Source organism: Kluyvera genomosp. 3, from assembly GCF_011765685.1.
Classification (GTDB): domain Bacteria; phylum Pseudomonadota; class Gammaproteobacteria; order Enterobacterales; family Enterobacteriaceae; genus Kluyvera; species Kluyvera georgiana_A.
This window is the reverse complement of sequence record NZ_CP050321.1, coordinates 24,283-46,995: the sequence shown is the minus strand read 5'-3', so window position 1 is coordinate 46,995 and position 22,713 is coordinate 24,283. Positions and strand designations below refer to the sequence as shown.

Genomic DNA, 22,713 nt, shown 5'->3' with positions numbered 1-22,713 from the left:
TTCGGCTGGAAAACAGCCTCATGATGCAAAGGAGTAGTCATGTCAGAAACGTTGAAAGTAGTTACGTTATTGGGAAGCCTGCGCAAAGGTTCATTCAACGGCATGGTGGCACGCACCCTGCCTAAGATCGCCCCGGCGGGCATGAGCGTTTCCGCGCTGCCGTCAATTGGCGATATTCCACTGTACGATGCCGATCTCCAGGAAGATGAAGGCTTCCCGCAGAGCGTTGAAGCGCTGGCTGAGCAGATCCGCCAGGCCGATGGCGTGGTCATCGTCACCCCTGAATATAACTATTCCGTCCCGGGCGGGTTAAAGAACGCCATCGACTGGCTGTCGCGTCTGCCGGACCAGCCGCTGTCAGGTAAACCGGTGCTGATTCAGACCAGCTCAATGGGCGCTATCGGCGGCGCGCGCTGCCAGTATCACCTGCGTCAGATTCTGGTGTTCCTCGATGCGATGGTGATGAACAAGCCGGAGTTTATGGGCGGCGTGATTCAGAACAAGGTCGACCCGCAGCTGGGCGAAGTGATTGAGCAGGGAACGTTAGATCATTTGACCGGTCAGCTGACCGCATTTGGCGAGTATATTCAGCGCGTTAAAGCGTAAGTTCGTTAAAAACCCTCACCCCGATGGGGCGAGGGTTCATTTCATCAGTGTGCGTCAATAAACACAATCTTCAGCACAAACAGCAGTGCGACAACAATCACGCACGGGCTGAGGTCGCGGAAACGACCGGTACCGATTTTCATCACGCAGTAAGAGATAAAGCCCAGCGCGATACCTTCGGTAATGGAGAAGCTGAACGGCATCATTACGGCGGTAATAAACGCCGGAACGGCTTCGGTCAGGTCATCCCACTTCACGCGTGACAGGCTGGAGGTCATCAGCACCCCAACGTAGATCAGCGCGCCCGCGGCTGCGTAGCCCGGCACCATACCCGCCAGCGGCGACAGGAAAATCACCAACAGGAACAGAATACCCACGACAACCGCCGTCAGGCCGGTACGGCCGCCTACGGAAACGCCGGAGGAAGATTCGATGTATGCCGTCACGGAAGAGGTACCGATAAAGGAACCGGCCACCGAGGAGACGCTATCGACAAACAGCGCCTGCTTCATGCGCGGGAACTTACCTTTCGCATCCGCCAGGCCCGCTTTATCGGTCACGCCGATCAGGGTACCGGAGGAGTCGAACAGGTTCACCAGCATGAAGGAGAAGATAACGCCCGCCAGACCGAGGTTAAACGACCCGGCCAGATCGACGTGGCCCACGACGGTAGTAATGCTCGGCGGCGCGGAGACAATACCGTTGTAATGCACATCGCCCAGCATCCAGCCCAGCAGAGTGGTCACGATGATAGAGACCAGCACCGCCGCGTGAATATTGCGCGAAGCCAGAATGGCGATAATAAAGAAGCCCAGCACACCCAGCAGCACGCTGTGTGAAGTCAGGTTACCAATGGAAACCAGCGTGTCCTGGTTTGCGACAATCACGCCCGCATTTTTCAGGCCCATCATGCCGATGAACAGACCAATACCGCTGGTGATACCGACGCGCAGGCTCACGGGGATATTGGCAATCATCCAGTAACGAACGCGGAAAATGGTCAACAGCAACAGGCCGACAGCGCCCCAGAAAATGGCGCCCATGCCCACTTGCCACGGCAGCCCCATAGCCTGCACAACCACGAACGCGAAGAAGGCGTTCAGACCCATCGCAGGCGCCAGCGCCACCGGCAGGTTAGCAAATACGCCCATCAGGATACTGCCCAGCGCCGCAATCAGACAGGTGGTCACGAACACCGCGCTGGTGTCCATTCCGGCCACGCCAAGAATTTGCGGGTTTACAAAAACGATGTAGACCATCGTCAGGAAGGTGGTGAAACCGGCGATCACTTCGGTGCGTGCCGTCGTGCCGTGCTCGCGCAGTTTAAACACGCGCTCCAGTATCCCCTGGCCGGAAGCCGGGGTGGTGTGTTGTTGACTCATTATCAATTTCCGCAGACAAGGAAGGAAAATTCGTCGCTATCCTATACCAAAATGCGACAATAGGCGCGGTTGTGAGATGTTTTTTTTCATTGATTTTGCTTATACGGCAACGATTGCGTCTCTCAATTCAGCATTACGTAAACGTTAAACTTGTTAAAAAGGAAATGACATGTCCGGAGTTGAAGCGGTTTTTTTCGACTGTGACGGTACGCTGGTCGACAGCGAAGTAATCTGTTCACGGGCCTACGTCCACATGTTCAAAACATTTGGCATCACGCTCGATCTGGAAGAGATTTTTAAACGTTTCAAGGGCGTAAAGCTCTACGAGATTATCGACATTATCAACGCCGAGCACGGGGTGAACCTTGCCCGGGCGGATTTAGAACCGGTTTATCGCGCCGAGGTCGCACGCCTTTTCGACTCGGAGCTGGAGGTGATTGCCGGGGCTAACGCATTGGTCGATTCCGTTGCGATTCCGATGTGCATCGTGTCGAACGGCCCGGTCAGCAAAATGCAGCATTCGCTGGGCAAGCTCGGTATGTTGCATCATTTCGAAGACAAACTGTTTAGCGGTTACGACATCCAGCGCTGGAAGCCGGACCCGGCGCTGATGCACCACGCGGCAAAAGCGATGAACGTAAACGTAGAGAACTGCATTCTGGTAGATGACTCCAGCGCAGGGGCACAGTCAGGCATTGATGCGGGGATGGAAGTGTTCTATTTCTGCGCCGATCCGCACAATAAGCCGATTGACCACCCGAAGGTGACGACGTTTACTGATCTGGCGGAGCTGCCGGGGCTGTGGAAGGCGCGCGGGTGGGATATTACGCAATAACTGTGTCTGTGTGATTGCCCGATGGCGCTACGCTTATCGGGCCTACATATGCACCAGGAAAGATTGGTAGGCCGGATAAGGCGCAAAGCGCCGCTATCCGGCATTTCCGTTCAACGCCTCATCCGGCTACCTGTCACTTAAACAGTTTCTGCACAAACGTGGCGTAAGCCGGACGCCACACATCCATTTCATGATTCAATCCCGGATAGACCGTGTAATCGAATTTAATACCTTTCTGCTCAAGCTCTTTCTTAAGACCCGCAATATCCGCCCCGGTGACGCTATCTTTCTCGCCCACCACAACGGTGAAATTACGCAGTTGTTTATTGATGGCCTGCGGATGATTGAACTGTGCCTCAACGCCAGCGTTCGGTACCGTTGTGGTTGTCACGCCGCTGAAGGTGGCCAGCCAGCCAAAACTGTCGAGATGATTCATTCCGGAGACCAGCGCCTGATATCCGCCTTGCGATAGCCCTGCCAATGCGCGGCCATCGGCATCCTTGCGGACATTAAAGCGCTCGCCGATCAGCGGAATAATATCGTGCATTAGCTCGTTGTCCGCCGCCTTCGCATTCAGCGGATAGAATGATTTCCTTCGCTCCTGCGGCGGGAAATTCTCGGCAACCGCTTCTGGTACGTCAGTTTCGGTATCCGGCACAACCACCAGCATAGGTTTGATTTTTCCCTCTGCCAGCAGGTTATCCATCATCTGCGGAATTCGCCCCTGGTCAATCGCCGACAGCCCGGTATCACCGAAGCCATGGTAGAAATAGAGTACCGGTAACGGCTCGCCGCTGCCGGTATATCCCGGCGGTGTCCAGACATAAACGCGGCGTTCGGCACTGAGCGCCGTCGAGTGATAGGTTAGCGTTCGCACATCACCATGCGCGACCGCACGATCGTCCAGAATGCTCCCCGGCACCAGAATCAGGCTGGTATTCACCTGTCGCTGCGGTTTTGGGTAACGACTGCCGGTATCAATCGAACGGAAACCATCGACATCAAAATAATACTCATACAGATTGGGCTTCAGGACATCGCTTCGCCACGTCCAGATCCCCTGCTCATCTTTGGTCATATCATGCGAGACAAAGCTGTCTGGCGTGGAGCCCGTTACAACGGACACCCGTTTTGCCGTTGGCGCGAACAGGCGGTAGGTGATGCTTTTGTCGGCATTAACCTGTGTGATGTATTGGCTGACGGGAATCGCCTGGCTCGGCGTAGCGGGTAACGGCGCGGCCACTGCAGATAAAGAGGCGCATCCCAGCACGCTGGAGATGAGAAAAGCTGCACAACTCAGTTGTCGTTTCACGTTATTTCCTTATCCATGTTTGAAGCAGAACGTTCAGGGTAACCGGGATAGGGAAACGCGCGGTGTGATATTCCGCCAGTTTTACGGGCAATAGCGCTAAGAGCTAAAGCCAGAAAGCAAAAACCTGCCGCTTCAGCGAAGACGACAGGTTTTGTGGCGCAGAATTCAGCGATTACTCTTTCGGATCTTTGCCCGCCAGCAGCTTATCCAGCTCATCGCCGCCCACGTGACGGAAATCCTGCCCCTTCACGAAGTAGAAGATGTATTCGCAGATATTCTGGCAGCGGTCGCCGATACGCTCGATAGAGCGCGCGCAGAACAGCGCGGTCAGCACGCTTGGAATGGTGCGCGAGTCTTCCATCATGTAGGTCATCAGCTGACGCACGATGCCTTCATATTCCTGGTCAACTTTCTTGTCTTCACGGTAAATACGCACCGCTTCGTCGAGATCCATGCGCGCGAACGCATCCAACACGTCGTGCAGCATCTGCACGGTGTGGCGGCCCAGCGACTCCAGGCTGACCAGCAGCGGCTGGTGCTGCTGGGAGAATTTCTCCAGCGCAGTGCGGCAAATTTTATCCGCCACGTCGCCAATACGTTCCAGCTCGGCGATGGTTTTAATAATCGCCATCACCAGGCGCAGGTCGCTGGCGGTTGGCTGACGCTTGGCGATGATGCGCACGCAGGCTTCGTCGATCGCCACTTCCATCATGTTGACGTTCTTATCGCCTTCAATGACGCGCTTCGCCAGCTCGCTATCCTGGTTGTGCATCGCGGTAATGGCATCAGAAAGCTGCTGCTCAACCATGCCGCCCATGGTCATCACCTGGGTACGAATGCTCTCCAGTTCTGCGTTGAACTGGCCGGAAATATGTTTATTAAGGTTCAGATTGTCCACAACGCGCTCCTGAATCAACCGTAACGACCGGTGATGTAATCTTCTGTTTGTTTCTTAGCGGGCTTGGTGAACAGATCGTCCGTGTTGCTGAACTCAATCAACTCGCCCAGGTACATAAACGCCGTGTGGTCGGAACAACGTGCAGCCTGCTGCATGTTGTGGGTAACGATAACGACGGTGTAATCCTCTTTCAGCTCGGTGATCAGCTCTTCGATACGCCCGGTGGAGATCGGGTCAAGGGCTGAACACGGCTCATCCAACAGAAGCACTTCCGGGCGAATCGCGATACCGCGCGCGATGCACAGACGCTGCTGCTGACCACCAGAGAGAGAGTACCCGCTCTGGTGCAGTTTATCTTTGGTTTCATTCCATAATGCGGCCTTGGTCAAGGCCCACTGCACGCGTTCATCCATGTCGGTACGCGACAGTTTTTCAAACAGACGCACGCCAAAAGCAATGTTGTCGTAGATAGACATCGGGAACGGCGTCGGCTTCTGGAACACCATCCCAACCTTGGCGCGCAGCAGCGCGATATCCTGGGTGTTGGTGAGAATATTGTCGCCATCCAGCAGGATTTCGCCTTCCGCACGCTGCTCCGGGTACAGCTCAAACATCTTGTTGAAGGTACGCAGCAGCGTTGATTTACCACAGCCCGACGGGCCGATAAACGCCGTCACCTGGTTTTTGGCGATATCCAGGTTGATGTTCTTCAGGGCATGGAATTTGCCGTAGTAGAAGTTCAGGTCACGAACTGAAATTTTACCCGGAGTCGTGTTAACCATACTCATCTCAATCTCTTCCTCATCCAGCGCCGCCGTCGTTGGCCGCGCCGTAAAAAATTAACCGTGTTTCTTCTTCGCGAAAATAACGCGCGCCAGAATGTTCAGCAGCAATACGCACAGCGTGATAATCAGCACCCCGGCCCAGGCCAGTTGCTGCCACTCCGCAAACGGGCTCATCGCAAATTTAAAGATGGTCACCGGCAGGTTGGCGATAGGCTGCATCATGTCGGTGCTCCAGAACTGGTTCGAGAGCGCGGTGAACAGCAGCGGCGCCGTTTCACCGGCGATACGCGCAATAGCCAGCAGGATACCGGTCATAATCCCGGAGATAGAGGCTTTCAGCGTAATCGCGGAGATCATCTTCCACTTAGGCGTACCCAGCGCATAAGCGGCTTCACGCAGGCTATCCGGCACCAGCTTGAGCATGTTTTCAGTGGTACGAATAACGATCGGTACCTGCAGCAGCGCCAGCGCAATCACGCCCGCCCAACCGGAGAAGTGCTGCATTTGCGCCACGACGATGGTGTAGACGAACAGGCCCACGACGATCGACGGTGCGGAAAGCAGAATGTCGTTAATAAAGCGAATGACTTCGGCGAGCCAGGATTTACGGCCATACTCGGCCAGGTAAATACCCGCCATAATGCCCAGCGGCGTACCAAACACGGTCGCCCACAGAATCAGCAGGCCGCTGCCCGCCAGGGCGTTCGCCAGACCGCCGCCTGCGGTATTTGGCGGTGGGGTCATTTCGGTAAACAGCGCCAGGGACATCCCGTCGATACCACGAGTGATGGTCGCCATCAGGATCCACACCAGCCAGAACAGGCCGAAGATCATGGTCGCCATCGACAGCGTCAGCGCGATACGGTTCTTCATGCGGCGTCTGGCCTGCATTTTGCGACGGGACTCAGCCAGCGCAGCGGTGTTTTGCATTTCCAGCGTTGCCATTAGCGTGCCCCCTCATTCTTCGCCAGACGCATAATCATGAACTTCGATGCCGCCAGCACAATAAAGGTAATCGCAAACAGGATCAGACCCAGTTCCATCAGCGCAGAGACATGCAGGCCGGATTCCGCTTCGGCGAATTCATTCGCCAGCGCGGAGGTAATGCTGTTACCCGGCATATACAGAGACGCGCTGTCGAGCTGGTAGGTGTTGCCGATGATAAAGGTGACCGCCATGGTTTCACCCAGCGCGCGGCCCAGGCCGAGCATCACGCCGCCGATCACGCCATTTTTGGTGAACGGCAGAACGATACGCCAGATAACTTCCCAGGTGGTGCAGCCAATGCCGTAGGCCGACTCTTTCATCATCACCGGGGTTTGTTCGAACACATCACGCATTACGGCGGAGATATAGGGGATGATCATGATGGCGAGGATAACCCCAGCCGCCAGGATACCGATACCAAAGGCCGGGCCGGAGAACAGCGCGCCGACAAACGGGATGTTAGAAAGGATATTGCCGACCGGCTCCTGGAAGTAGGTCGCGAACAGCGGCGCGAAGATAAACAGGCCCCACATGCCGTAAACGATACTGGGAATGGCCGCCAGCAGTTCAATCGCGATACCTAATGGGCGTTTAAGCCAGTTTGGCGCCAGTTCGGTCAGAAAGAGAGCGATGCCGAAACTCACCGGAACGGCGATCAGCAGGGCGATAACGGAGGTCACGAGCGTACCGTAAATCGGTACCAGCGCGCCGTAAATGTCGTTAGGCGCATCCCACTCTTTGGTCCACAGGAAGGCGAAGCCGAACTTCTCCATACTGGGCCACGAGGAGATAACGAGAGAGACGATAATCCCGCCCAACATCAATAGCACAATCAGCGCAGCCAGTCTTACCAGCGCGCTGAATATCATGTCACCCTTTTTACCCGGTGGGTTAAAAGCAGGCTTAGTTGCAGCCATAAATCACTCTTTCCAGTTTAAAATCCGCCACGACATTTACAGCAGCCCGGCGTTCCCGCCGGGCGACCGTCATCAGTACAGCGCTTTACCGCTGCTGTCTTTTACGTTGGTCTTCCATGCAGCACGAACCTGCTCAACCACGCTTTCCGGCAGAGAAGCATAATCAAGCTCGTTCGCCTGCTTGCCGCCGTTTTTGTATGCCCAGTCAAAGAACTTCAGCACTTCAGCGCCCTGCTCAGGTTTCTTCTGCTCTTTGTGCACCAGGATAAAGGTGGTGGAGGTAATCGGCCACGCGTTGTCACCCTTCTGGTTAGTCAGGTCCTGCGCGAAAGATTTGCTCCAGTCAACGCCCTTAGCGGCGTTAGCGAAGTTGTCTTCGGTTGGGCTAACCGGTTTGCCGTCGGCAGAAACCAGTTTGGTGTAAGCCAGGTTGTTCTGCTTAGCGTAAGCGTATTCAACGTAGCCGATAGAGCCTGGCAGACGCTGTACGAACGCCGCGATACCGTCGTTGCCTTTACCGCCCAAGCCGGTCGGCCAGTTTACGGTAGAGCCCGCACCAATTTTCGATTTCCACTCTTCGTTCACTTTCGCCAGGTAGCTGGTGAACACGAAGGAGGTACCGGAACCGTCAGCACGACGCACAACGGCGATGTTCTGAGAAGGTAGCTTAACGCCTGGGTTCAGTTTGGTGATGGCTTCGTCATCCCACTTCTTGATTTTGCCCAGGTAGATGTCGCCCAGCGTTTTACCGTCAAGCACCAGCTCGCCGGATTTCAGGCCAGGAATGTTAACGGCCAGCACCACACCGCCGATGACAGTCGGGAACTGGAACAGGCCTTCCTGAGCCAGTTTTTCGTCAGACAGCGGTGCATCGGATGCGCCGAAATCGACGGTGTTAGCGGTAATTTGTTTTACGCCACCGGAGGAGCCGATACCCTGGTAATTGACTTTATTACCGGTTTCTTTGTTGTAGGTATCCGCCCATTTGGCATACACCGGCGCAGGGAAAGTTGCACCCGCGCCTGTCAGGCTTGCCGCTGCATTTGCTGCGAAAGCGCTCATCGATAAGGTCGCGGCGACAACAGTTGCGACAGTGGTACGCATAACTTTCATAATGTCTCCTGCAAGAATCCGTAAATGATTGTTTAGTGGCTACGAGGAGCAAAATAGGACAATCAGGTGACAGTTATATGTAAGGTTTATGACAGTTTGATGACAAGAAAAAAGAACTGACAATACTTTGATTTTAAAAACTATTTTTAGAGTAAAAAAAGCATGTCGGCAGAGAAATATGACAGCGGCTGTCATAAACAGCCGCAAAAGAAGTTTAGTTGGTAAATTCAATCGTCAGCGTGGCGCTGGCGGTAAAAGTGCCGGGCTGCGGGCGTTCGCCTGTCAGGCTGGCCGGGGCGGCGGAAAAGGTTACCGAGCCATTTTTACGCCCCAGCAGCGTCGTTGTCCCCATATCCGTCGGCAGAATACCGCCTTTCACATCAATGGGCACGTTGTTCTTATTGTAGATTTTAATTCCTACGTCTTCGTTACTGGTGGCGATAAGCGAGCCATCAGCACCCGGAGTGGTGGTATCAAAGGAAACGTCTACTCCCTGGGTTCTTTCATTTTCCATACCGGTGCAGGAAACATCGACGGTTTTCGTGATTTTATGCGTCGTTATCGCCTGGCCGATGGTTGATGAAAACTCAGAGGCCGGAATCGCATCAAAATCAACGGTAATATCCTGACCACCATTAATGGTACAGGACTGGGGAGCCACCAGGCTTCCCTGGATTCTGACTTTGGCAATGATATCTCCGCGTGGAGACGAGCTGGACAGCCCGGCATAGAGTACAGCAACATCCGTGAGCGGAATAACAACCGTCCCGTTAATCGACTTTTTAATATGGAAAGAAAGATGCGAGTCCGTTCCTGTATCTAATTTAACCCCAACAGCAGAAGTACTTGCGCCCCCGCAGGTATGATTTGTTGTATTCGGTACCTGATTCGACACATTTTCGAACGGCACGCCGGTATAACCAGCATTCAGAATGTAAATCTTCGTCCCAACATCCACATACTCATTAAGATAGTAAAAAGAAAGTCCATTGTAGGTATGGCTAAACACCATGCCCGGCGCGGGATCGCCAGTATAATAAATCTCATGGTAAGTCCCATTACGGTGAGCGGTATCGCACGTACACTTCACGCTGTAAGTATCGCTTGCGGTGGCATCAGCTACATCAAGTAATGTAGTTCCTGATACGTTGTGATCCGCCGCAATTTGCGTCAGCGGAAAGGTCAGGCTTAATACATGGGTACCGGTGGTGGTTTCACATGTTCCCGAGGTTGCGGCATATCCAGAAGCCGATCCCATAAAAAGTAGCGCCATACCGGCGTAGTGCCATCGATTCATCGTATCCATCCATTTACTGACAGGTTACAGGCACCTGTATTAATCCATTGGTCGCTTGTTCGGTTATCTGGTAAGACGCCTTACACTGCCTGGTGCCACCTTCGCCCCATGCCAATAAAAAATCACCGCTTTTGGGCATTCCCGCCAGGTAGAGATCGCCGTTGTCTCCAACAATGCCGCTTACCGTTCCAGAGTCCAGTTGGGCGGTCGCCATTGCGCCAAATGGCGCAGGCTTGCCATTTGACTGAGTCACATTAAACAGCACACGATAACCAACATGCGTCACAAACGCCGCTTTCACTACCGCGCCGCGCGTTGGGACCAGGTTCACCACGGTGTTATCCAGCTCAATATTGGCTTTGGCAAAATAATTACTGTCAATCGCCACACGGTTTTCATCGTAAGGGTTGAGCTGCGTTTTCACCGTATACCCACGCCAGTCGGTAGAGACCCCGGTCGCATTTTCAACCGATAGCCCATCTGCCCCCGGCGCTTCTACCAGCGCGACAGTTTCCCCCAACTCCTGAGAGAAGGTTACGCCGTCGCCATGAACCAAAATACCGCCACGCGCGCCATAATTCAGGCGCTGCGAATCACGGCTCCAGGCGTAGCCGCCGTTTACCGAACCATAAGTACCGTCATATCCCATACTGGCATTACCACTGTAGGTATCTTCCGGCGTACTCATCCATGATTCCTGTATGTTATAAGAGAGGTTGTTCCCTTCCAGTAACGTACCGCCGACGCCAGCCTGCATCGTGCTGTTGTTATGGTTGTTCTGCGTCATCGAGTAGTTGACGTAGCTATTTTCCATCCAGCCGGAGAGCGGAATAGACACTGATAACATGAAGACCTGTTCATGATTGTTGTCGTCGTTGTTATCATCATCGTCATAATGGTCATTGCCATAATAACGGTTGATGGAATCGCTGTAGTTCCACGACACATTCCATGATATCTGTCGCCAGTTATTGCTGTAACCCAGTTGAACCAGGCGTTCAACTTCATCGGTCTGCCAGTATTCCTGGCGACTGACCGTCAGATAAATATTCCCCCAGCCGCGACCAAACGACTGCGTCCAGGTCCCTTCTACACGGCTTCGTCGGTTACCGGTCACCCAGAAATCAGAACTATTATCCTGTCGAGACGCCCATTCATCGAGGGTGTAGTAGCCTTCTGTTGAATAGCGATACCCCACCAGACGGAAATTCGTGTCGGTATCATCAAAACGTTTGGAATACAGAAAACGGTATGACTGGCCGCTTTCATCATCGCCATCATCAAAGTGCGAGCGCGCATGAGTCATATCAACGGATACGGCGCCAAACGATCCCATATCTTTACCCATACCGAACGCTGCGGAGGCATAGTCATTCGCTATCTGCGTCCCACCATAGAGTGTGAGGCCCCACGGCAAACCACGCAGCACCTGCGCCTGAATAACATTGGGAGTAAATCCGCTTTCATCGCGCATTTCCCCCACGCTGATATCAAAGTCAGTCTGGCCTTCACGTTTGAGAACCGCCAGTGATGCATATGGCTGGGTAAAGTGCTGCTCGCTACCATCCTCTTCTTTGATGGTCACATCGAGGTCGCCGCCACCGCTGGTGGTATTCAGATCGGTGATTTCGAAAGCGCCTTGCGGCACTGCCGATTGATAAATGACATATTTATTCTGTCGGATAATCACGGTGGCGTTACTTTTCGCCACCCCGCGCACCACTGGCGCAAAACCGTTCTGGCTCGACGGTAGCATGTCATCGTCGGTATAGAGTCTGACCCCGCGGATCTGGGCGCTATCAAACACATCACTCGCTGTCCAGGTGTCGCCGACCATAATCTGGCTGCGCAGCGCGGCAATATCCCGCTGGACGTAACTACTAATTGAATGATATTCCGTATTACTGCCCGTCGCGCTCAGCGTGCTGTAGTTACGCAACCGCCAGGCGCCCAGGTTAATTCCGTTACGCAAGTTCAGATAATAAGTATCATCCTCTTCGGAGTCGTAATTCGACTCCATGGTATGCGTGCCGGAAAAATCATAGTTGACCATCATCGCGTTAATGCCCTCATCCCAACGGGAGGGGCTGATGTAGTCATACGCCGCAGTATTCAAATAAATCTGTGGAATGGAAATATTTAGCGCTAACTTATTGGCATCAAATGACCAGATAGCACCATCAATTAATGGAACAGGATTTACACAAGCTTTATTATCGACAGTCTGCAATGATTTTACAGCATCAACTTTGACACCATACGAGGATAAAGCATCCTTAATAGCGACAAAACAGGGATGTAGTTCAGCATCTGGTTTATCCTGCACAAATTTGACATCCCGGCGCTCAAACAGCTTCCCGTTAACGATAATATCGACCTTATAATCGCCAGGCGGGAGCGTATTCGAACGGTTGAACTGACGAATATCAACATCGACCGGATGATCGATTTCTAAAAGCTTTGGATTAAACAGACTGTCTCTGGCAAAAGCATGGGTAGCAACTCCCAGACAGGCGCTCGAAACCAGCGCGAGACAAAGACGCGAACGCATCATCGAGATATCCTTATCGGGAGGTTAAAGTGCTTGTTTTACTGGTTCGCTAATCGCGCCATAATCATTAATAAAGCGCCAGACTACAGAATGACCGGAAACGCCTGCAGGTAAATCCAGCGTCAGTGTTTCAAAAGGGCGAATCATATTAAGAGGAATGTTTTTACCATCAATAACAACGTCCATAATATTAATATGGATAGGGCTTTTATTCTCCACTACCAACTGGCTACCTTGCTTATGCCATTTGACTTTTGCAATAGCTTTTTCTGGAATTAAGTTGATGCCGGCTGGACGCCAGAATAATTTGATTCTTGTTTTAATGGCAATTTCCAGCGTACTGGTATCTTTTTTATCACTTGATGGCGGAATATTTTTAACATTCAACCAGAAAACAGACTCCCGGTCTGTTGGTAATTCACCGGCGATTTTCACAATACGCAGCACTTTTTCCTGTCCAGGTTCCAGACGAGAGACCGGTGGGATTGCCGTAAAAGGTGGTTTGCTTTTATCGTCTTTATTAAACGGATCAACCCACACCTGGATAAGATAAGGTAATGTCGTTTCTTTATTATAAATAGAGATAGTGGTATCAGGCGCGTTACCTGGGAAAATAACGCGGGTTCCCCCTACCACAATCCCGGCAAAAGATTGCATGGTATAAAAAAGCACAACTATAGAAAAAACAAATTTAATTAGCCGTGTCATCATATATTTAATCATCCCAGAAAAGAGCAAAAAGACGCCCGCGACTCCAGACAAAAGAGTGCCTTAATGACAGGCGTCATTTAATTAATAAAACAAATCAACAGAATTGATGTTTGTATTATTTCACGTATTCAATTGTGAACTGAGAATCCGCGTTAGCGGTACCTGCGGTGACTGTAGCGCTGGTTGCGATATAACGCGCAATAAACTTCATTGAAGCTGTACCCGCAGTCGCATCAATATTGCTATACGCAGAATCTTTGTACAGCTGAACCTGAGAGTTATCAGCACGGTTATAGATACGGATTGCTACGCCGGTAGCGGTTGTCGCGGTACCAGTGCCAGTGAAATCGCCAGGTGCAGAAGCGGTAGCCGGAGTACCTACAGCCAGGTCGCCATTGCCATCAGAAGCTTCGGTGCCATCAAAACGAACGGCCGCTTTTGTATATGTCGCCGGGCATTTGTCCAGATCGATATGGAATTCTGTTGGCGCTGCAGTGCTGCCAACCCCACTAAATGCGGTGCGGTTAACTTTACCCAGATCAACGTTCTGATCGGCAGTATCAGCAGTGACTTCACAGGTGCTATCAATGACTTCACCACGGAAATGCACGGTGCCATCAGATGCGAGAACATTACCAGCGAATACGGTAGAAGACAGAACCAAAGCGCCTGCAATTAAATTAAGTTTCATTACAACCCCATTAATAATATTATATCCTTGTGTTTTATTTATATTTCAAAAATAAAACACACCATCCTTACGGCGGCGAAGAATACACCCAAGAATAGGGATTACAATAAAAATATTTTAATTAGATATTCATTTAATATTAATAGATGAATATGGGATATGTGTTGTTTATTAAATATTAATTTCCATTATATACAAAAAAGGTGATTTTAAATACACCAGCCTATATATTTAGGAATTTATCAATACCATTATTCAACACTCGTCTAAAATGGCTCTTTTTTTATCCAATTTAACAAAATAGATTCATTCACCACAAAAACGAAGTTGAATGTAAAGTTAGTTAAACAAATAAATAAGCAAACAAGAATATTTGTAACCAAGTATTAATATAGAACAAAGGTTATAAAAAAAGGCTGCCGATCGTTCAGCAGCCTTTTAGGTGACACATTTACTCTACGGTGACTGATTTCGCCAGGTTACGCGGCTGGTCAACGTCGGTGCCCTTAATCAGCGCCACGTGATAAGCCAGCAGCTGTAGCGGCACGGTGTAGAAGATTGGTGCAATAACCTCTTCCACATGCGGTAGCTCGATGATGTGCATGTTGTCGCTATCGGTAAACGCCGCGTCCTGATCGGCAAAGACATACAGCTCACCGCCGCGCGCGCGAACCTCTTCGATGTTGGATTTCAGTTTTTCCAGCAGCTCATTGTTCGGTGCGACGACAATCACCGGCATATCGGCGTCAATCAGCGCCAGCGGGCCGTGCTTCAGCTCACCGGCGGCGTAGGCTTCCGCATGAATGTAGGAGATCTCTTTCAGCTTCAGCGCGCCTTCCAGCGCGATCGGGTACTGATCGCCGCGGCCAAGGAACAACGCGTGATGCTTGTCGGAGAAATCTTCTGCAAGCAGCTCAATGCGTTTGTCCTGCGACAGCATCTGTTCGATACGGCTTGGCAGCGCCTGCAGACCGTGCACAATATCCTGCTCAACGGCGGAATCCTGACCTTTCAGACGGGCCATTTTTGCCACCAACAGCAGCAGAACGGTCAGCTGAGTCGTAAACGCTTTGGTGGAGGCCACACCAATCTCAGCGCCCGCTTTGGTCATAATCGCCAGGTCGGATTCGCGCACCAGCGACGAGCCCGCCACGTTACAAATCGCCAGCGAGCCCAGGTAACCCAGCTCTTTGGTCAGGCGCAGGCCAGCCAGGGTGTCTGCGGTCTCACCGGACTGCGAGAGGGTAATGACCAGGCTATTCGGGCGCACGGCGGATTTGCGGTAACGGAATTCCGATGCGATTTCAACATCGCACGGCATACCGGCCAGCGATTCAAACCAATAGCGCGCCACCATTCCCGAGTTGTAGGAAGTGCCACAGGCGATAATCTGGATATGCTCCACTTTCGCCAATAGCGCATCGGCCTCCGGCCCCAGCTCACTCAGATCCACCTGACCGTGGCTAATACGCCCGGTTAAGGTGTTTTTGATCGCGTTCGGCTGCTCGTAGATCTCTTTCTGCATGTAGTGGCGGTAGATGCCTTTATCACCGGCATCGTACTGCACGTTTGATTCGATATCCTGACGCTTCACTTCCGCGCCAGTCTTATCGAAGATAGCCACGGTACGGCGGGTCACTTCCGCGATATCACCCTCTTCCAGGAAGATGAATCGACGGGTTACCGGCAGCAGCGCCAGCTGGTCAGAAGCGATAAAGTTCTCGCCCATCCCAAGGCCAATCACCAATGGGCTACCGGAACGCGCTGCCAGCAGCGTGCTCGGATCGCGGGAGTCCATAATGACCGTACCGTAAGCGCCGCGCACCTGTGGAATAGCGCGCAGCACAGCTTCACGTAAGGTACCGCCCTGTTCCATCTCCCAATGCACCAGGTGAGCAATCACTTCAGTGTCGGTCGCTGAAACGAAGACATAGCCGCGCGCTTGCAGCATTTCGCGCAGCGGTTCGTGGTTTTCGATGATGCCGTTATGCACCACCGCAATGTGTTCAGACACATGCGGATGCGCATTGCCTTCCGACGGTTCGCCATGGGTTGCCCAGCGGGTGTGGGCAATACCAGTGCCGCCGGACAGCGGTTGTTCTTCCGCAGCCTGAGCCAGCATCTGGACTTTTCCCAGACGACGCAGACGGGTCATATGACCTTCTGCATCCACCACCGCCAGACCCGCAGAGTCGTATCCACGGTATTCCAGACGACGGAGACCTTCGAGAAGGATTTCAGCTACATCACGTTGCGCGACTGCGCCAACAATTCCACACATAAGTTTATGTTCCGATTTTTTACGCGTTGTCGGTCAACCTGTTGCCCGTATACCGGGCGCCCCGAGCCTTGTAGAGAGTGGGGTTATTTTTATAGGTACTGCATGGTGGGCGGGAGATTATGTTATCTCCTCGCCTTTGTTGCCTGATGCGGCTACGCCTTATCAGGCCTACTTCTTAATCTTCACCGGACGCTGCCAGCCTTGCTTGTGTACCTGCGGTACGCGGCTCAGGACCAGTTCGTTATCCGCGACGTTGCGGGTGACGGTAGTCCCGGCGGCAATCGTCACGCCTTTGCCAATGGTGACCGGCGCCACCAACTGGCTGTCGGAACCAACAAAGACGTCATCGCCAATAATGGTTTTAAACTTATTCGCGCCATCGTAGTTGCAGGTAATGGTCCCCGCACCGATATTCACGTTGTCGCCAATTTCCGCGTCGCCGAGGTAGGTCAGATGACCGGCCTTCGAGCCTTTACCCAGACGCGCTTTTTTCATTTCGACGAAGTTACCGACGTGAGCGCCTTCCAGCAGTTCAGCGCCCGGACGCAGACGCGCAAACGGCCCGATGGTGCAGGCGGCTTCCAGATGCGCATCTTCCACCACGCTGTACGGACTGATTTCACAGTCATCGCCGATGGTAGCGTTTTTAATCACACAGCCCGCGCCGATTTTGACGCGATTGCCCAGCACCACGTTGCCTTCAAGGATAACGTTAGTATCAATTTCGACATCGCGCCCGTGAGACAAGGTACCGCGCAGATCAAAACGCGCCGGGTCACGCAGCATTACACCCGCCAGCAGCAGCTTTTCAGCCTGCTCAGACTGATAAATACGTTCAAGGCGGGCGAGCTGCAGACGGTTATTCACACCGTCGGTTTCACTGATACGCGCCGGATGTACCGCGGCAATTTCACGCCCTTCCTGATACGCCATGGCGATAATATCGGTGATATAGAACTCGCCCTGCGCATTGTTATTGTCGAGCTTCGCCAGCCAGCGCTTCAGATCCGCGCCGTTGGCAATCAGGATACCGGTGTTAATTTCCTGAATCTGACGCTGTGCTTCGGTGGCATCTTTGTGCTCGACAATACCGGTCACTTTGCCGTTTTCACGGGTAATGCGCCCATAGCCGCTCGGATCGTCCAGCACCACCGTCAGCAGACCTATTCCGCCCTGCGGCTTGGCTTCGCGCAGACGCTGCAGTGTTTCAACGGAGATCAGCGGCACGTCGCCGTACAGCATCAGAATGTCTTCATCATCCGCGAAGTACGGCGCAGCCTGCTGCATCGCATGACCGGTGCCCAGCTGTTCCGCCTGCAGCACCCAGTTCAGGTTATCGTCGGATAAAGCTTGCTTAAGCAAATCACCACCGTGACCGTACACCAGGTGAACCTGGTTTGCGCCAACATGATTCGCGGCATCAATGACATGCTGCACCATCGGCTTGCCAGCCAGGGTGTGCAGCACTTTAGGAAGATCGGAATACATACGCGTGCCTTTGCCAGCGGCAAGGATCACAACGCTCATGGTACGGTTAGACATAGGTATCCTGTCTGTAGATTAAGTATGAAGTAAACCGGGTTCTTGTTGAAAATTCTACATATTTTGCAGCATGAAATGGCTTGCTGATAAAACGTTCAACATCCCCTTACGTCCTGACTTTCTGTCCTTATTTTCGTCTATATCAAATCTATTTGTCTTGTAAGAAATCAGACCCAGCGCCATATTCTGCGCTATCTCACTGCTTATCTTGTTTTTTTATCACCTGAATAAAGGATTAACCATTTCAAAACGGCGTTTTATTTACTCATTATTGTGACGAGCAAAAAAGAAACAACGTTTTAATTTGTTGATAATTACGTCGATCAACCATTCAGGAAGATAATATGAACAAGAAGATACCTCTGGCTCTTACCCTTTGTAGTGCAGCGCTTTCTCTCGCGGCGCAGGCCCAGACGCCCCAGCAATGGAAGGCGATCGCTTTTGGGCAGTCTACTGACGTTAACTTCTCCTCCAACGTTCTTCCGGAGAAAGTGGGCGTAAACAACGTCACTATCGATGGTAAGACGCTGACATCACAGCAAATTGCCGACCTCAGTAAACCTATCACCATCGAAAGTCGCGGCGGCAAAATCGCCAACTCGCACGACGGTTTGACCTTCTTCTACACCACGTTACCGAGCGATGAGAACTTTGTGCTATCGGCCACGGTAACCGTCGATCAGTTTGGCCCGGAAAACGGCGCTAAACCGGCCGCACAGGAAGGCGCGGGGCTACTGGTGCGCGATATCATCGGCATCCCACGCCAGGAACCGCTGAAAGAAGGCTATGAAGAGTTTCCTGCGGCATCGAATATGGTGATGAACGCCATTATGACCCAGGACAAGAAAGATGATTACCGCGTGAAGCTACAGGCGATCGCACGTAACGGTATAACCCAACCATGGGGTAACGCCGGATCCGAGATTAAGAAAGTCAGTTACAAGGAAGGGGTTGATCTGCGTCAGTCGCCGACGTTCCGCCTGAAGCTCGAACGGACAAATGACGGCTTCGTTACCGCCTGGGCGCCGGAGGGAAGTGAAGAGTGGGTGACTGAGCGCGTGCCGCACGCAGATATGATCTCCGTGCAGGATAAAAAACAGTATTACGTGGGCTTCTTTGCGTCACGTAATGCCAAAATTACCGTTAAAGACGCTTCGCTGACCACCTCTGAGGCGAAAACCGTGGCCTCTAAACCGTTCGTCGCCAAATCATGGCCGGTGGTGATGCAGGTCGCTTCAGGCAGTAAGAGCCTGACGCCAGAGTACACGCTTCAAGCGCGTGCCAACTACGACGGGCTGTTTACCGTTCGGCACAATGAAGTGGTGATCGGGGAGAATAAAGCGGTGAAGGCCGGCGAGATGTTCACTCAGCCCGCCACGCTGAAAGAAAGCAATACCTTCCAGGTGACCTTTACCCCCACCAGCGGTAAAGACCGGACGCCGGTTGAGCAGCAGTTGACCGTTAACCAGCAGAAAGGTATTTCCACCAGCACGCTGTACGCGGCAGCAAACGGCAAGGCAGATGCAAAAGGTACCGCCGACGCGCCAATGGATTTGCAAACAGCCATCGATCTGGTCGCGCCGGGCGGAAAAATTGTGCTGGCGGCAGGTGACTATCCGAAGACCGACATTCCGCTTTCAGCCAGCGGTCTTGAGAATGGTCGTAAAACGCTGGAAGCCAACGGTAAAGCGGTTATCCACGGTATGCTGCTGGACGGTAACTACTGGACGCTACGCGGCGTGGATATCACCGGGAAGAGCCTGCGTATTCAGGGCAGCCATAACCTGATCGAGAATGTAACGGCTTATCGCAATGATGATACCGGGATTCAAATTTCCTCGGTCGATAAGATTGGTCGTCCGCTGTGGGCAAGCTATAACCGCGTGGTAAACTCGGAGTCCCACAGCAACGAGGATCCAGGCAAGATCAACGCTGACGGTTTTGCGGTGAAGATGCGCGTGGGTGAAGGCAACCGACTGGAAGGATGCTACTCACACAACAACATTGATGATGGCTTCGATCTGTTTAATAAGATTGAGGACGGCGCCAACGGCGTGGTGGTAATCGAGAACTCTGTCGCCCGCGACAACACCAGCAACGGCTTCAAGCTGGGCGGCGAAGGGCAGCCGGTGGCGCACGAAATCCGCAACAGTATCGCGATCGGCAACCATCTTGATGGCTTCACCGATAACTTCAACCCAGGCAAGCTGGTGGTGGTCAATAACGTCGCCGTCGACAACCAGCGCTTTAACTTTATCTTCCGTCCAAGCCCTTATGGCGATGCATCTACGCAGGGTGTATTCAGCGACAACATTTCGCTGCGCAGCCAGCCGGGGAAATATGATGATGCGGTGGTGGGCAACATTGATGCCACGAACTACTTCATCGAGAAGGGCAAAAGCGTGAACACGGAAGGGAAGGAACTGCGTGCGCAAGACTTCCAGTCGCTGACATTACCACAGCCGCTGGAGCGTAATGCGGACGGCAGCTTTAAGACCGGTGATTTCCTGAATAAGGATTAAGGCGTAGTTTGTACTACTGGTCAAAATACAAAGGTCGCCGTAAGGCGACCTTCTTCATTTTTGGGTTCTGTTTACACCGCATGTGTTGTCGTTTTCGTTAGCGGTACAGCGCATCACAGAACAGCATCTGACCTACAGGTGGGCGGCCAGTGCGGTCATCAACCTTACAGGTTGAAAGTACCGAAAGAGATGTTCATAGAGCTGAAGAGAGCGATGATTTTGTTGATCAGTTTCATGATTTTTATCCTGCGATAGTAGTGATATTTTTTGTGACTCAACTCACAAAACAAAGTCTACTCCTCCGGATTTTATCGATCAACAGTTTTGTGACTCAAATCACAAAATATTTAAAATACCTTTTCAGTTTCATTTAAATTAAAACAAAGCATAAAAAAAGCCAGCCTGGAGACCAGACTGGCTTTTTGACTTTCAAGCCGGTGTTACATCGCTTTTTTGGTCAACTCGATAACGCGCAGTTTAGCGATCGCTTTGGCCAGTTCCGCAGACGCCTGAGCGTAATCCACGTCACCATGAGAGCTCTTAATGTGCTCTTCGGCCTTACGTTTCGCTTCCAGAGCTCGCGCTTCGTCGAGATCCTGGCCGCGAATCGCGGTATCAGCCAGTACGGTCACGGTGCCAGACTGCACTTCAAGAATGCCGCCGGACAGATAGATAAACTCTTCGTGGCCGTGCTGTTTAACGATGCGAATCATACCAGGCTTAATGGCGGTGAGCAGCGGGGCGTGGCCCGGGTAAATACCCAGCTCACCTTCGCTACCCGTTACCTGGATTTTCTCGACCAGACCAGAGAACATTTGTTGCTCTGCGCTGACGACGTCCAGGTGGTAAGTCATTGCCATATCACCCTCCGATTAAGGCGTTAAAGTTTTTTGGCTTTTTCCACTGCTTCGTCAATGGAACCGACCATGTAGAACGCCTGCTCCGGCAGGTGATCGTATTCGCCGTCCATGATGCCTTTAAAGCCACGGATGGTGTCTTTCAGCGAAACGTATTTACCCGGAGAACCGGTGAATACTTCTGCTACGAAGAACGGCTGGGACAGGAAGCGCTGAATTTTACGAGCGCGTGCTACCACCAGTTTATCTTCTTCAGACAGTTCATCCATACCCAGGATGGCGATGATGTCTTTCAGTTCCTGATAACGCTGCAGGATGGACTGAACGCCACGCGCGGTGTCGTAGTGTTCCTGACCAACAACCAGCGGATCCAGCTGACGGCTGGTGGAGTCCAGCGGGTCAACCGCAGGGTAGATACCCAGGGATGCGATCTGACGGCTCAGTACTACGGTTGCATCTAAGTGAGCAAAGGTAGTTGCTGGGGATGGGTCAGTTAAGTCATCCGCAGGTACGTATACCGCCTGTACGGAGGTGATAGAACCGGTCTTGGTGGAGGTGATACGTTCCTGCAGAACGCCCATCTCTTCCGCCAGAGTCGGCTGGTAACCTACCGCTGAAGGCATACGACCCAGCAGTGCAGATACTTCCGTACCGGCCAGGGTGTAACGATAGATGTTATCGACGAACAGCAGTACGTCACGACCTTCGTCACGGAATTTCTCAGCCATGGTCAGGCCGGTCAGAGCAACGCGCAGACGGTTTCCCGGCGGCTCGTTCATCTGGCCATACACCAGGGATACTTTATCGATAACGTTGGAGTCGGTCATTTCGTGGTAGAAGTCGTTACCCTCACGAGTACGTTCACCTACGCCCGCAAACACAGAGTAACCGGAGTGCTCGATCGCGATGTTACGGATCAGCTCCATCATGTTTACGGTTTTACCTACGCCCGCACCACCGAACAGACCGACTTTACCGCCCTTCGCGAACGGACACATCAGGTCGATAACTTTGATACCGGTTTCCAGCAGTTCCTGAGAGCTGGACAGCTCTTCGTAGGAAGGTGCAGCGCGGTGGATAGCCCAACGCTCTTCTTCACCGATGTCGCCTTTCATGTCTACCGGGTGACCCAGTACGTTCATGATACGACCCAGTGTTGCTTTACCTACCGGAACTTCGATCGGGTGCTCGAGGTCTTTAACTTCCAGACCGCGACGCAGACCGTCGGAGGAACCCATGGCGATGGTACGCACGATACCGCCACCGAGCTGCTGCTGAACTTCCAGCACCAGCACTTCATTACCATTCTGTACCTCAAGGGCTTCGTACACGCGCGGTACGGCATCCTGAGGGAATTCGACGTCAACTACGGCGCCGATTACCTGGACAATTTTTCCAGTAGCCATCTTGAATCCTCTACGAATTA

At 52.5% G+C, this 22,713-nt stretch carries 18 protein-coding genes; 3 read left to right on the top strand and 15 right to left on the bottom strand.

Going from position 1 to position 22,713, the window contains the following annotated elements; genetic code table 11:
* Window positions 1-39: 39 nt before the first annotated feature.
* The gene (locus GY169_RS00205; RefSeq protein ID WP_167574685.1) at window positions 40-606 is read left to right on the top strand and encodes an NADPH-dependent FMN reductase; all 567 of its coding nucleotides are present in this window, start codon (window positions 40-42) and stop codon (window positions 604-606) included.
* Between the two features lie 44 nt (window positions 607-650).
* On the opposite strand, the gene adeP is transcribed toward GY169_RS00205, so the two are convergent.
* A complete protein-coding gene (gene adeP / locus GY169_RS00200; RefSeq protein ID WP_163447634.1) occupies window positions 651-1,988 on the bottom strand; it encodes an adenine permease AdeP in 1,338 nt (445 codons plus the stop codon).
* 169 nt (window positions 1,989-2,157) lie between these two features.
* Here adeP and yieH point away from each other — a divergent pair, with 169 nt between their 5' ends.
* Window positions 2,158-2,823 carry a 6-phosphogluconate phosphatase gene (gene yieH / locus GY169_RS00195; RefSeq protein ID WP_167574684.1) on the top strand — a complete coding sequence of 222 codons (666 nt, stop codon included), beginning with the start codon at window positions 2,158-2,160 and terminating at the stop codon, window positions 2,821-2,823.
* Window positions 2,824-2,956: 133 nt separating this feature from the next.
* On the opposite strand, the gene GY169_RS00190 is transcribed toward yieH, so the two are convergent.
* From GY169_RS00190 to glmU, 12 genes are all read right to left on the bottom strand, one after another.
* Window positions 2,957-4,123: an esterase gene (locus GY169_RS00190; protein WP_167577222.1), complete on the bottom strand. Its 1,167-nt coding sequence runs from the start codon at window positions 4,121-4,123 to the stop codon at window positions 2,957-2,959.
* 184 nt (window positions 4,124-4,307) lie between these two features.
* Complete coding sequence (gene phoU, locus GY169_RS00185; protein WP_008500182.1) at window positions 4,308-5,033, bottom strand: phosphate signaling complex protein PhoU; 726 nt, start codon at window positions 5,031-5,033, stop codon at window positions 4,308-4,310.
* 14 nt (window positions 5,034-5,047) lie between these two features.
* Window positions 5,048-5,821, bottom strand: a complete 774-nt coding sequence (gene pstB / locus GY169_RS00180) for a phosphate ABC transporter ATP-binding protein PstB (protein ID WP_035893601.1) — start codon at window positions 5,819-5,821, stop codon at window positions 5,048-5,050.
* A 51-nt stretch (window positions 5,822-5,872) separates the two neighbouring features.
* A complete protein-coding gene (gene pstA, locus GY169_RS00175) occupies window positions 5,873-6,763 on the bottom strand; it encodes a phosphate ABC transporter permease PstA (RefSeq protein ID WP_106930134.1) in 891 nt (296 codons plus the stop codon).
* A complete protein-coding gene (pstC, locus tag GY169_RS00170; RefSeq protein WP_064540617.1) occupies window positions 6,763-7,722 on the bottom strand; it encodes a phosphate ABC transporter permease PstC in 960 nt (319 codons plus the stop codon). Before pstC ends, pstA begins: the two co-directional genes overlap by 1 nt.
* A gap of 72 nt (window positions 7,723-7,794) precedes the next feature.
* Window positions 7,795-8,835 carry a phosphate ABC transporter substrate-binding protein PstS gene (gene pstS / locus GY169_RS00165; RefSeq protein ID WP_167574683.1) on the bottom strand — a complete coding sequence of 347 codons (1,041 nt, stop codon included), beginning with the start codon at window positions 8,833-8,835 and terminating at the stop codon, window positions 7,795-7,797.
* A 214-nt stretch (window positions 8,836-9,049) separates the two neighbouring features.
* A complete protein-coding gene (locus GY169_RS00160; protein WP_167574682.1) occupies window positions 9,050-10,132 on the bottom strand; it encodes a fimbrial protein in 1,083 nt (360 codons plus the stop codon).
* Window positions 10,133-10,145: 13 nt separating this feature from the next.
* A complete protein-coding gene (locus GY169_RS00155; protein WP_167574681.1) occupies window positions 10,146-12,686 on the bottom strand; it encodes a fimbria/pilus outer membrane usher protein in 2,541 nt (846 codons plus the stop codon).
* 21 nt (window positions 12,687-12,707) lie between these two features.
* The gene (locus GY169_RS00150; protein WP_411908133.1) at window positions 12,708-13,391 is read right to left on the bottom strand and encodes a fimbrial chaperone; all 684 of its coding nucleotides are present in this window, start codon (window positions 13,389-13,391) and stop codon (window positions 12,708-12,710) included.
* A 118-nt stretch (window positions 13,392-13,509) separates the two neighbouring features.
* Complete coding sequence (locus GY169_RS00145) at window positions 13,510-14,085, bottom strand: chaperone-usher fimbrial major subunit (RefSeq protein WP_167574680.1); 576 nt, start codon at window positions 14,083-14,085, stop codon at window positions 13,510-13,512.
* A gap of 451 nt (window positions 14,086-14,536) precedes the next feature.
* Window positions 14,537-16,366 (bottom strand): glutamine--fructose-6-phosphate transaminase (isomerizing), encoded by a 1,830-nt coding sequence (glmS, locus tag GY169_RS00140; RefSeq protein WP_167574679.1) that lies wholly within the window; start codon window positions 16,364-16,366, stop codon window positions 14,537-14,539.
* A 168-nt stretch (window positions 16,367-16,534) separates the two neighbouring features.
* On the bottom strand, window positions 16,535-17,908 hold the full coding sequence (gene glmU / locus GY169_RS00135) for a bifunctional UDP-N-acetylglucosamine diphosphorylase/glucosamine-1-phosphate N-acetyltransferase GlmU (protein ID WP_167574678.1): 1,374 nt from the start codon (window positions 17,906-17,908) through the stop codon (window positions 16,535-16,537).
* A 344-nt stretch (window positions 17,909-18,252) separates the two neighbouring features.
* Here glmU and GY169_RS00130 point away from each other — a divergent pair, with 344 nt between their 5' ends.
* Window positions 18,253-20,430 (top strand): right-handed parallel beta-helix repeat-containing protein, encoded by a 2,178-nt coding sequence (locus GY169_RS00130; protein ID WP_167574677.1) that lies wholly within the window; start codon window positions 18,253-18,255, stop codon window positions 20,428-20,430.
* 440 nt (window positions 20,431-20,870) lie between these two features.
* Here the strand turns inward: GY169_RS00130 and GY169_RS00125 are convergent, their stop codons facing one another.
* Together GY169_RS00125 and atpD are read right to left on the bottom strand one after the other, a co-directional pair.
* A complete protein-coding gene (locus tag GY169_RS00125; RefSeq protein WP_064540602.1) occupies window positions 20,871-21,290 on the bottom strand; it encodes a F0F1 ATP synthase subunit epsilon in 420 nt (139 codons plus the stop codon).
* Between the two features lie 20 nt (window positions 21,291-21,310).
* Window positions 21,311-22,693, bottom strand: a complete 1,383-nt coding sequence (atpD, locus tag GY169_RS00120; protein ID WP_064540598.1) for a F0F1 ATP synthase subunit beta — start codon at window positions 22,691-22,693, stop codon at window positions 21,311-21,313.
* Window positions 22,694-22,713: the final 20 nt, after the last annotated feature.